This window comes from Prauserella sp. PE36 (genome assembly GCF_003311655.1).
Classification (GTDB): domain Bacteria; phylum Actinomycetota; class Actinomycetes; order Mycobacteriales; family Pseudonocardiaceae; genus Prauserella_A; species Prauserella_A endophytica.
Map to the genome: position 1 here is coordinate 46,741 of NZ_QEQT01000044.1, position 11,337 is coordinate 58,077.

General features: G+C 71.0%; 11 protein-coding genes. 4 read left to right on the forward strand and 7 right to left on the reverse strand.

What is annotated here, in order from left to right; genetic code table 11:
- Positions 1 to 2: 2 nt before the first annotated feature.
- From DI005_RS08205 to DI005_RS08215, 3 genes are read left to right on the forward strand one after another with little or no spacing between them, the layout of a single operon-like run.
- A complete protein-coding gene (locus tag DI005_RS08205) occupies positions 3 to 1,295 on the forward strand; it encodes a hypothetical protein (protein ID WP_113641706.1) in 1,293 nt (430 codons plus the stop codon).
- 10 nt (positions 1,296 to 1,305) lie between these two features.
- Complete coding sequence (locus tag DI005_RS08210; protein ID WP_113641707.1) at positions 1,306 to 2,712, forward strand: acyl-CoA reductase; 1,407 nt, start codon at positions 1,306 to 1,308, stop codon at positions 2,710 to 2,712.
- Entirely contained in the window at positions 2,705 to 3,700 is a 996-nt protein-coding gene (locus tag DI005_RS08215; RefSeq protein ID WP_113641708.1) for an aldo/keto reductase, read from the forward strand. The genes DI005_RS08210 and DI005_RS08215 overlap by 8 nt, the downstream gene beginning before the upstream one ends.
- On the opposite strand, the gene DI005_RS08220 is transcribed toward DI005_RS08215, so the two are convergent.
- Genes DI005_RS08220 through DI005_RS08250 form a run of 7 tightly spaced genes read right to left on the reverse strand, consistent with a single transcriptional unit; the run spans position 3,688 to position 10,059 of the window.
- Positions 3,688 to 4,506 (reverse strand): NAD(P)-dependent oxidoreductase, encoded by an 819-nt coding sequence (locus DI005_RS08220; RefSeq protein ID WP_113641709.1) that lies wholly within the window; start codon positions 4,504 to 4,506, stop codon positions 3,688 to 3,690. The genes DI005_RS08215 and DI005_RS08220 overlap by 13 nt on opposite strands.
- Positions 4,506 to 5,018 carry a DoxX family protein gene (locus tag DI005_RS08225; protein WP_233520048.1) on the reverse strand — a complete coding sequence of 171 codons (513 nt, stop codon included), beginning with the start codon at positions 5,016 to 5,018 and terminating at the stop codon, positions 4,506 to 4,508. Before DI005_RS08225 ends, DI005_RS08220 begins: the two co-directional genes overlap by 1 nt.
- Positions 5,008 to 5,910, reverse strand: coding sequence for an alpha/beta hydrolase (locus DI005_RS08230; protein WP_113641710.1), 903 nt, complete (start codon positions 5,908 to 5,910; stop codon positions 5,008 to 5,010). The genes DI005_RS08225 and DI005_RS08230 overlap by 11 nt, the downstream gene beginning before the upstream one ends.
- A complete protein-coding gene (locus DI005_RS08235) occupies positions 5,907 to 7,565 on the reverse strand; it encodes an OB-fold domain-containing protein (protein ID WP_113641711.1) in 1,659 nt (552 codons plus the stop codon). Before DI005_RS08235 ends, DI005_RS08230 begins: the two co-directional genes overlap by 4 nt.
- Positions 7,566 to 7,597: 32 nt before the next feature.
- The gene (locus DI005_RS08240) at positions 7,598 to 8,965 is read right to left on the reverse strand and encodes a cytochrome P450 (protein ID WP_113641712.1); all 1,368 of its coding nucleotides are present in this window, start codon (positions 8,963 to 8,965) and stop codon (positions 7,598 to 7,600) included.
- 29 nt (positions 8,966 to 8,994) lie between these two features.
- Positions 8,995 to 9,186, reverse strand: a complete 192-nt coding sequence (locus DI005_RS08245) for a ferredoxin (protein WP_113641713.1) — start codon at positions 9,184 to 9,186, stop codon at positions 8,995 to 8,997.
- 12 nt (positions 9,187 to 9,198) lie between these two features.
- Entirely contained in the window at positions 9,199 to 10,059 is an 861-nt protein-coding gene (locus DI005_RS08250) for a mycofactocin-coupled SDR family oxidoreductase (protein ID WP_113641714.1), read from the reverse strand.
- A 193-nt stretch (positions 10,060 to 10,252) separates the two neighbouring features.
- Here DI005_RS08250 and DI005_RS08255 point away from each other — a divergent pair.
- Positions 10,253 to 11,337: aldehyde dehydrogenase family protein (locus DI005_RS08255; protein ID WP_113641715.1), on the forward strand; the 1,085-nt coding region annotated here is incomplete at its 3' end.

The window sequence follows — 11,337 nt, forward strand, 5'->3', positions numbered from 1 at the left end:
CGATGTCAACGACGACGAACCAGCGGGAGACCATCGAGGCGCTCGACGAGCGGTTCCAGGAGCGGCGCCGTCAGGTGCCCGTGCTGGCGAAGCGGGCCGACGCGGAGGGCATCTCCGCGATCCGCGCCAAGGAGGACCTCGTTCCGCTGCTCTTCCCCCACACCACTTACAAGAGCTACCCCGAGACCCTCGTGAGCAAGGGCCGGTGGGCGCAGCTGAACCGCTGGCTCGACTCGCTGTCGACTCATCGCGTCGACGTGGACGTGACCGGGGTCGAGACCGTCGACGACTGGATCGAGCGGCTCGAGTCCGCGGGTCACCTGGTGACGAGCTCCAGCGGCACCAGCGGCAAGGCGTCCTTCCTCAACAAGACGCGGCGCGACCGCGAGACGTCACTGCGCAACATGCTCGACGGGCTCAGCGAACTGGGCGTGGTGCCCGCTCGCACCTGGCACGTCATCCCGGTCGGACCCGACACGGGCGTGAGCGCCCATCAGGCCACCCGCGACCTGATCCTCGACGCCTACGCCAGGCCGGACTCGATCCCGATACCCACCGCCGAGGTCCGCAAGGACCACTACAGCTACCTTTCCCGCGTCGCCGTGATCCGCAAGGCGATGGCCGACGGCACCGCGAACCCCGACGACGTCGCGGCGATCGAGGCCGACGGCGCGAAACGGCAACGGCAGACCGAGGAACGCCTGCGCCACTTCGCCGGGCACATCCTGAAGCACCGCCACGAGCGCATCTTCTTCAACTCGATGTTCGCGCCGCTGTTCCGGCTGTGCGAGATCCTCGAGGAGTCCGGCGCCACCGCCGGCGACCTCACCGGCGAGAACGCGCTCATGACCGGCGGCGGCCTCAAGGGCAACACGCTTCCGCCGGACTACCAGGAGCGGATCTTCCGCATGCTCAACATCTCGCCGTCCCGCTTCTACCACTACTACTCGATGCAGGAGCTGAACCTGCGCGCCCCCAAGTGCGCCGAGGGCCGCTACCACGTGCCGACCGGGCTGACCCTGTTCGTGCTGGACAAGGACGGCGAGACACTCGCGTCCGCATCGGACGGTGAGGTGGAGGGACGGGCCGCGTTCTTCGACGCGACCGTCGACGGGCGCTGGGGCGGCACGATCACCGGCGACCGGATCCGGGTGGACCTCAGGGGCTGCCCCTGCGGGCGCGGCGGGGAGAGCATTCACCCCGACATCGTCCGATACTCCGACCTGCGCGACGACGACAAGATCGCCTGCGCGGGAACCATCGACGCCTATGTCCGCGGCTTCGTCGCCGAGTGAGGGGCAGACCATGACCACCACGGCCGCGCCCCCCGGGGCCAGGATCCGCGTACCCCACTTCGTCCGGGGCAGGCTCGTCTACGGTGAGGACACCGAGTACCACTCGCGCGACTTCGGGATCCCGCTCGTCACCCCGCGCCTCGAGCTGGGTGAGCTGTTCGTGCCACGCACCGAGCCCGGTCCCGCGTTCGACGTGCCGGTGGACGAGATCATCGACTTCCTCGTGGAGACCGGAAAGCATCTCACGCTGGAGAAGAACCCCTACCTGCAGGAGTCGCTGGAGATGACCCTGCGGGTGAGCGCGCTGCCCCGCCGGATCATTGAGAACACCTTCCGAAGGCCGGGACAGTTCCTCACGCGGGAGGCGCTGGAGTACCGCATCGAGCGCACGTTCGGTGGCAGCGCCGTCCTCGACGGCTGGGCCGAGCACACCGACCCGGCGGGCCGGGTCAGCCGGGTGCGCGCGTTCCCGCCCCGGCTCGTGCACATGCTCGCGGGCAACTCGCCCAGCGCGGCCATGACCTCGATCGCCGACGCCGCGCTCGTCAAGGCCGTCAACGTGTTCAAAATGCCCTCGGCCGACCCGTTCACCACCGTCGCCGTGCTCCGCACGATGGCCGACCTCGCGCCGGACCACCCCGTGCTGCGGTCGATGTCGGCCGTGTACTGGCGCGGCGGCGACGCCGCCGTGGAGGGCGTGCTCTACCGCTCCCAGTACTTCGACAAGCTCGTCGCATGGGGCGGCGGCGACGCGATCGCCAACGCCGCGAAGTACGTGGCGCCCGGGTTCCAGCTGATCGCCTTCGATCCCAAGGTGTCGATGTCGATGATCGGCAGGGAGGCGTTCGCGTCGGGGGAGACCCTGCGCGAGGTCGCCGAGCGCGCGGCCACCGACGCGACCGTGTTCAACCAGGACGCGTGCGTCGCTCCCCGGCACATCTGCGTCGAGGGCGGCGTCGCCGAGGCCGACCGGTTCGCCGCGCTGCTGTGGGAACGGCTCGGCGTGGACAGGGAGTTCGCGTCGGCGGCCGGGCCGAGGACCCCGAGCGACGTGCGCGAGGCCGTGGACGGCCTGCGTTTCCTCGAACCCGACTACCGCGTGTGGGGCGAGTACGACGGGCGCGGGCTCGTCGTGCGCTCGCCGGAACCGGTGGACTTCCACCCCACGAACAAGACCGTCAACGTCGTGCCCGTTGACGCACTCGCCGACGCGGCCGCGTTCGCCACGGTCGCGACGCAGACGGTGGGCGTCTACCCGGCACACCGTAAGGCCGAGGTGCGGGATCGCCTCGCCACCGCGGGCGTGCAGCGCATCGTGAACCTCGGCGGCGCGCTGTCCGGCAGTATCGGCAACCCGCACGACGCCATGTACCCCTTGCACCGCTTCGTGAACTGGGTGGTGGACGACGATGCCTGAGCCACTGCGGCTGCGTGTACTTGGCCGGTCGGGGATGCGCGTGAGCGAGGTCTGCCTCGGCACGATGACGTTCGGCACCGAGTGGGGGTTCGGCGCCGACGAGGCGGTCTGCCGCGAGATCTACGGCGCGTTCCGCGACGCGGGCGGCAACTTCGTCGACACCGCCGACGTCTACACCGAGGGTGCGAGCGAGACGATCCTGGGCCGGCTCGTCGCCGGGGACCGCGACGCCGTGGTGCTGAGCACCAAGTACTCGCTGCCCACCGACAAGGCCGATCCCAACTCCGCGGGCAACCATCGGAAGAACCTGCGGCGCAGTGTGGAGGCGAGCCTGCGCCGTCTCGGCACCGACTACCTCGATCTGCTGTGGGTGCACGCGTGGGACGAGTGCACGCCCGCCGAGGAGACCCTGCGCGCGCTCGACGACCTCGTGCGGTCGGGCGCGGTGCTCTCGATCGGGGTCAGCAACACGCCCGCGTGGGTGGTCGCCCGTTCGCAGGCCATCGCCGAGCTACGCGGCTGGAGCGAGTTCTGCGCCGTGCAGGTGGAGTACTCGCTGGCCGCGAGGACGGCCGACCGCGAGCTGTTGCCGATGGCCCGGTCGCTCGGGCTCACGCCCTGTGCGTGGAGCCCGCTCGCCCGAGGGCTGCTGACCGGCAAGCGGCGCGAGCGCGACCGTCCACAGCGGACCAGGCCCTCGGCGGCGGACGTGGCCGCCGAGGTCGCCGCCGAACTGGGCACCACACCCGCGCGGGTCGCGCTCGCGTGGGTGCTGCGCCAGGGACTGCTGCCCGTGCTGGGCGCCCGGACCCTCGTGCAGCTGCGGGACAACCTCGGCGCGGTGGACGTCCGGCTCGACGACACCCAACTGGAGCGGCTGGACGCCACCACACGTGTGCGGCCCGGCTATCCGCACGACTTCCTGCGCGAGCGCAGGGCGGCGCTGAGCCCCTCGGCGCTCAACGACCCGGCCGCTCAGCGAGGGTGATTCATCGCCGCGAGCGTGGCGTCGGCGGCGTCGAGCACGATGCCCGGCGCCGCCCCGTCCGCGCTCGCGAGCTCGGCGACCAGCCCGACGTCCTTGCGCAGCAGTGCACCGGCGTGTGCGGCGATGCGGTCGAGTGTCCCGCCCGCGGCGCTGATCCGGCCCAGCGCGAAGCTGTTCGCCGTGCCGTGCGCGACCACCTCTCCGAGGCGGCGCGGATCCACCCCGAGTGCCCGGCCCAGCGCGAGCGTGCTCGACGCCGTGGCGAGGTTGGCCGTGAACAGCAGGTTGTTGAGCAGCTTGGTCAGCTGTCCCGCACCGAGGCCGCCGAGATGCACCACCGGGTCGCCGTAGGTCTCGAACACGGGACGGCAGCGCTCCACGACGGCCTCGTCCCCACCTGCCATGACGAGCAGCGTTCCCTCGGCCGCGGCCGGGCCGCCGCCGCTCACCGGGGCGTCGACGACGGCGACACCGCGCGCGCCTGCCCGCTCGGCCAGGCGGCGGCACGTGTCCGGGTGCACCGTGCTGTGCACGGCCAGCACGCCGTCCTCCCGCAGTCTTGCGAGCACACCGTTCTCGCCGTACGTCACCTCCTCGACATCGGCGTCGCTCACCACACAGACGCAGACGAGGTCACTCGCCGCGGCCACCTCGGCCGGCGAGCCCGCGACCTTCGCCGCGGTGCCGGCGAAGGGCTCCAGCGACGCGGGGCGGCGCGCCCACAGCGTCACCTCGTATCCGGCGTCGACGATCCGCCGCGCCATCGGCGCGCCCTGGCTGCCCAGCCCGATGAACCCGACCCGCATCAGCCCACCTCCGACTCGACCCTGGCCGGCCTGGGCCGCCAGCACACCGCCAGCAGCCCCGCCGTCGCGACGACGGCGACCCCGAGCGCGACACCGCCGCCCGCCCAGCCGGTGACCTCGATGCCGACCGCGGCGTCGAGCGACACCCGGCCCGGGCCCAGCATCGCCAGCCCCAGCGCGACAACGGCCAGCACGAGCACGTACTCGTAGCCGTCCTTGAAGACGAAGAACCCGTTCGGCCGGTGCGCGAGCGCACCGGCCACCAGCATCACCGAGATCACCGCCGCGCATGCGGGCGCTGTGAGCAGCCCGAGCACCAGCAGCGCGCCCGCGCCGATCTCGGTGACCACGCTCAGCCACGCCTGCAGCGTCCCGTACCGCAGACCGAGCCCGCCGAACCAGCGGGCGGTGCCCTCGATCCGGCCACCGCCCAGCCAGTGGTTCACGCCGTGCGCGATCATCGTGCCGCCGACCACGACCCGGATCAGCAGCAGTGCGAGGTCAGCCTCCACCGGTTCCCCTCCTGCTCTCTTGCCTTGCCACCACGCATTCCTCCACAAAGGACAGAGCCCGCAGATGGTAGGCCGCCGCGGTGAGCCCCGTGCTCAGGTTGTGCCCGCTGTTCGCCTGCAGGTTCACCACGACCCGGGGGGCCGCGGTGAACAGCCCGGCGATGTCGGCCATCGCCTCCGGATCGGTACGCCACACCAGGTCGTGGTCGCCGAGCGTGTACTGCACGGGCACGCGGACGTCCGTCGCGGTGAGCGCGAAGTCGCGGGGCGCCCACCGGGCCACCACGTCGGACTCGTAGGCGGGCGCCGACGCGGCGAAGTGCGCGCCGCCGATCACCTCGGCCGGATACAGCTCGGCGGGTTCCCAGAGCAGCCGCTGCAGCCCTGTCGGCCGACCCGGCCGTGCCCCGCCGAGGATGCGTTGCGCGGTGGGGTGGAACCGGCAGCCGGTGCCGGCAAGTTCGATGCCGAGCAGTGAGTGCCCGCGCTCGTCGGCCGCCATCCGCACGGCCAGCTCGCACCCCGCCGAGTGGGCGAGCACGAAGACGCCGGCGCCTCGCGGCCGGTCGCCGAGGAGGAGGTCGATCGCGGCGTATGCGAGGTCGACCCTTCGCTCGGGGGAGCGCATCCCCTCGGCGAACGGTGCCGACCGTCCGTAGCCCGGCCGGTCGAGCGCCAGCACGGTGAACCCGAGTGCCGCACCGGCCTCCAGCAGGGACAGCCGGGGCAGGCCGGGATGGTGGAAGTAGGGAGACGTCGCCGCACCGCCGTGCAGTGCCACGAGCACGGCTCGCGGGTCCCGGACCTCCCGCACCAGAGCGGACATCGGCACGCCGCCGACCTCGGCGACGCGCGACTCGACGGGCGTGACCTCCTCGACCGGCGACGTCATGCGGCCGCCCTGAGCAGCAGCACCCCGCTGGGCGTGAGCCCGCCGCTGGTGGCCACCGCGACCTCGGCCTCGGGCACCTGGCGCGCCCCGGCCTCCCCTCGCAACTGCAGCACGGCCTCGTGGATGAGGCCCATGCCGTGGGTGCGGCCGTGCGAGAGCTGCCCGCCGTGCGTGTTCGCCGGCAGCATGCCGTCCCTCGCGATGTTCTTGCCGCCGTCGAGGAAGTCCCCGGCCTCGCCGATCCCGCAGAAGCCCAGTGCCTCCAGCCACGACAGGAAGTTGATCGTGAACCCGTCGTAGAGCTGCGCCACGTCGACGTCGGCCGGGCGCAAGGACGTTCTCGACCACAGGTGCGCCGACTGCCCGAGCACCTGCGGCTCGTGGGTGAGCGTGCTCTGGTCCCACTCGATCCGCTCGATGATCTGGGTGCCCACCGCCTCCACGAGCACGGGCGGCTTCGCGAGGTCCGCGGCCACGTCCTTCGCCGACACGATCACCGCCACCGAGGCGTCACACGGCACGTCGCAGTCGTAGAGCCCGAACGGGGTGGTGATGGTCCGCGCGCCGAGGTAGTCCTCCATCGTGAGCGGTTCGCGGTAGATCGCCGTCGGGTTGAGCGCGGCGTTGGCCCGCTGGTTGAGCGCGATCCAGCCGAGGGTCTCCCGCGTCGTGCCGTAGCGGTGGAAATGCCGCTGCGCGTTCTGCGCCAGCGAATGTGCGGGCGACGTGGCCCCGAACGGCGCCAGCCAGCTCGGCGTGCGCCCGGACGGCGGCTCGATCCGGCCCGCCTTCACGAGCTCGCCGTAGGTGGACTCCCACACGGTGCGGAAGCACAGCACATGCCGTGCCAGCCCGGCCGCGACCGCCAGCATCCCGGCGATCACCGAGCCACCGGGGCCGAACGTCTCGCCGCCGCCGTTGTACCACGTCGGCCGGATGCCCAGCGCGGATTCGAGGGCGCCCACGCCGCCCTCGCCGAACCCACTGACCGGCCCCGCCCCGGGCCACGTCGATAGGCCATCGATGTCCGAAAAGGACAGACTAGCGTCGGCGATCGCGCGCTCACACGCCTGCACCGTCAGCGACAGCGGCGGGACCATGAGCCTGCGCCCGATCTCCGACATCCCGATGCCGGTGATCGCGACCTTGTCCTCGAACTTCTCGGGGGTCGCCATCGGCCGGACGTGGCGGTGCACGTCCTCCGGCTCGACCTCATCGCACGGCAGCGGCGCGGGACCAGTTCGCCCGTCCGCGGGCCGGAACAGCGGCAGCCACACGTCGTCGTGCCGCTCGAACACCACCTCCAGCCGCATGCCGAGCTCTAGCTCGGCCGGATCGCACCCGACGACGTTGGTGGTGAGCCGGACCCTCGGGTCCTCCTCGATCGCCACCTGTGCGACCACGTACGGCGAGGGCAGCCCCGGCAGGCTGAACCGGTGGCTGACGGTGAAGCCGATCAGCGTCGCGAAGCCGGACACCTCTCGCGGGCCCAGCCGCCGTCCCCGGCAGTACCGGCAGACCGGTTGCGGCGGGTGGATGAGCGCCTCGCAGGACTCGCAGGCCTGGACCCGCAGTGTGCCGTCCGCCCCCGAGGTCCAGAAGAACTCGTTCTGTAGTGTCACCAACGGCAGGGGACGTCCCGGCTTCGCGGTCACCTCGCCTCCTCGCTGCGTTCCGTTCGGGCCGGTCAGCGGGCGATCCTCGCCTCGGTCTTGCGGCTGGTGACGGGCTCGGCGAGCCGCTGCTCGTCACAGGAACGCTGCAGCACCTCCAGCGTCTCGTCGAGGCCGGGCCCCAGCGGCGAGCCGGGCGTGAAGTCGGCGGGCAGCTTCCGCATCCCCTGGATCACGCCGATGGTGTCGTAGTGCACGGCGCCCTCCGGATCGCAGTGGTAGTCGGGAATGCGGTCCAGCACCTGGATCAGCATGCGCTTGAACACCGTGCGGGCCACGTTGGAGCCGATGCAGCGGTGGATGCCGATTCCGAAGGCGTAGTGCCGGTTTCCCTTGCGGGCCAGGTCGATCGTGTTCGGCTCGGGGAACACCGATGCGTCGCGGTTGGCCATCGCCCAGGACAGCCACAGCCGGTCGCCCTCCTTGAACTCCGTGCCCGCCATCTCGCAGTCCTGCGAGATGGTGCGGCCGTCTCCTGGCGCGGGCGTGTAGAACCGGAGGAACTCCTCGGTGGCCGAGTCGAGCAGCGAGTCGCGCTCGCGGGAGAGCCGTGCCCGCTCGTCGGGATGCTGCGACAGCCATTCCAGCGCGTGCGCGGTGAGCGCGGTGGTGGTGTCGAACCCGCCGCCGATGATCAGCCCGAGCACGCCGAGCAGCTCGTCGTCCGGCGGCTGCTCGCCGTCGATCTCGAAGCGCGCCAGCGCGTCCACGAGACCCGGCCGGGGGTTCGCCTTGATCTCCGCGAGCTGCCGGGCGAGGTCCTCGCGCATCGCCTGGTGCAGCTTGCCGACGCGGACGATGTCCGGCGAGTTCGGAGGCGTGTAGACCGCGGCGTGGGTCGGCTCGTTGTAGATCTCCCAGTTCTTGAGGGGAATTCCCATCATCGCGAGCGTGAACACGGCGGGAACGACGTTGGCGAGGTCGTCGACGAAGTCGATGCTGCCGCTCTCGATCTTCTCGTCGATACACGCGCGGACGACCTCGTCGATGAACGGGATCCAGCGGTTGATCGCGGCGGGGGAGAGGTACGGGTTGAGGGCCTGGCGGTAGTACCGCTGCTCGGGCGGATCCATCTCCAGGAAGCCGCCGCGAGAGCCCTTCGCCCTCGGCTGCGGCGGGATCATGATGCCCTGGTAGCCGCGGCGCTCGCCCTTCACGTCGTGGTCGTTGGAGACCTTGTCGGACGAGCGGGCGAGCTCGAACACCTCGCTGGCCCCGGCGGCGACCCAGTGGCCGCCGTAGGTGTCGGACCAGGCGATGGGGCACCGGGCGTGCATGTCCTGGGTGATCGACTCGAACAGCTCCCGGTACTCCGGTGTGTGCCGGTCGAAGTGGTACCGGTTCTTCTTACGCTCCTCGTCGTTCACGCTCTCCACGTTCATGACGGTGTCCTCTCTGACTGCTCGCCTGGTCAGGAAATGGAGATCGCCTGTTCCGGGCAGGACCCGGCGGCTTCGCGTACCTTGTCCTCGGCCCCGGCCGGAACGTCGGCGCTGATGGGCGAGGAGTGGCCGTCGACGTCGTCGAGCTCGAAGACGTGAGGGGCGATCATCGCGCACAGCGTGTGGCCCTGGCAGCGTGCCCCATCGACCTGTACCTTCACGGGTTCTCCTTGTCAGGATCGGTAGTCGTACCACTTCAGGTAGCCGCCGGCGTCCACCCGCAGCTGCATGCCGGTGACGTAGCGGGCCTCGTCGGAGGCGAGGAACAGCACGGCGTTGCTGATGTCCGCCGGCTCGACGTAGGGGATCGGCATGGCCTGCTGGGCGGGGAAGGCCAGCTCGGCGTCCTCGCGCGTCGGGTTCTCCAGATCCCGCCGGAACGAGCGGTACATCGGCTCGCTCTGCAGCATCGGGGTGTCGACGTTCGTCGGGTGCACGACGTTGGCCCGGATCCGGCGCGGCGCGAGGTTGGTCGCCAGCTCGTGGACGTACTGCGAGAGTGCCTGCTTGGCGACGACGTACGCGGCGCCGCCGGGGTCCTTTCCGGCCTGGTCCATGGGGCGGGTGATCATGAGCGCGGCGGTGGAGCCGGTGGCGATGATCGAGGAGCCCTCGCCGAGGCGTGGCAGCGCGGCGTGGATCGCGTTGATCACGCCGACCAGGTTCGTGCCGATCACGTCGCACCACGCCTGCAGCGGTGGCTCGCCCTGCATGCCCGCGATGCCGGCCTGGGCGACGACGATGTCGAGCCCGCCCAGTTCGGCGACGCCCCGGTCGAGCGCGGCGTTGAGCTGCGCGGGCTCGCGCACGTCGGCCCGCTCGGCGACGATGCGCCTGCCGAGTTGCTCGACCAGGCGCACCGTCTCCTTCAGGTCCTCCGGTGTGGACAGTGAGTACTTGATCGACCCGATGTCCTGGCACAGGTCGACGGCGATGATGTCGGCGCCCTCTTCTGCCAGCCGCACCGCGTGGCTGCGGCCCTGGCCGCGCGCCGCGCCGGTGACGAAGGCGACTTTGCCCTGAACACGTCCCATTGGTTTGCCGTCCTTTCCCGGCGCGGCCGGTCGCACAAGAAGCTGGGTTCCGAATGTGAGAACCATACTCTCATCGGCAACTCTGCGAAAAGACCTTCATGACGAGACTCTGCGACCACTGCTAGGGTGACGACCCGAAGTGCCGTGTTTTCACATGTGAGAATATCATTTCCACACTCACCGAGGAGGCGGGATGCGAGCTCAGGACGAGGTGCCCATCGCCGGTGCTACCGGCCGGCCGGAGGGGGACGCCGCGAGGCGGCTGCTCATCGACGGCTGGCTCGTCGAGGCACAGCACAGCTTCCCCTCGCGCAACCCCGCCACCGGTGAGGTGCTGGGGCACGCGCCGGACGCCACCGTCGACCAGGCGGCGAACGCCGTCGCCGCGGCGCGCAGGGCCTTCGACACCACGGGCTGGGCCACGGACGTCGAGCTGCGGATCCGGTGCCTCGACCAGCTCTACCGGGTGCTGAGCGAGCACAAGGAAGAGCTGCGGGAGCTGACGATCGCCGACGTCGGCGCCCCGCGCATGCTCACCCACGGCGCGCAACTGGACGAGCCGATCGAGCTGGTGCGCTACTACGCCGGGCTGTTGCGCGAGCACCCGCTCACCGAGGACCTCGGAATCGCCGAGATCCGCGGCCGCCGCCACCGGCGCTGGGTGGAGAAGGAGGCGGCGGGCGTGGTGGCCGCGATCATCGCCTACAACTACCCGAACCAGCTCGCGCTGGCGAAGCTCGCTCCCGCGCTGGCGGCAGGGTGCACGGTGGTGCTCAAGGGCGCGCCGGACACGCCGCTGGTGACGCTGGCGCTGGGTGAGCTGATCGCCTCCCACACCGACATCCCGGCCGGGGTCGTGAACGTGGTGACCTCCTCCGACATCGAGGTCGGGAAGCTGCTCACGTCGTCGCCGGACGTCGACGTGGTCACGTTCACCGGGTCCACCGCCACGGGCAGGCAGATCATGGCCGACGCCAGCCGTACCGTGAAGCGGGTCTTCCTCGAACTGGGCGGCAAGTCGGCGATGCTCGTGCTCGACGACGCCGACTTCGCGTCCTGCGCCCAGTTCGCGGCGTTCACGATCTGCGCGCACGCCGGGCAGGGCTGCGCCCTGACCACCCGCCTGCTCGTGCCCGGCGCGCACCACGACGCGATCGCCGAGCAGGTGGCGGCCAACCTGGCCCACGTGACCTACGGGGATCCGGCGGATCCGAGGACGTATATGGGTCCGTTGATCAGTGAGCGGCAGCGGGACAAGGTGGATGGGATGGTGCGGCG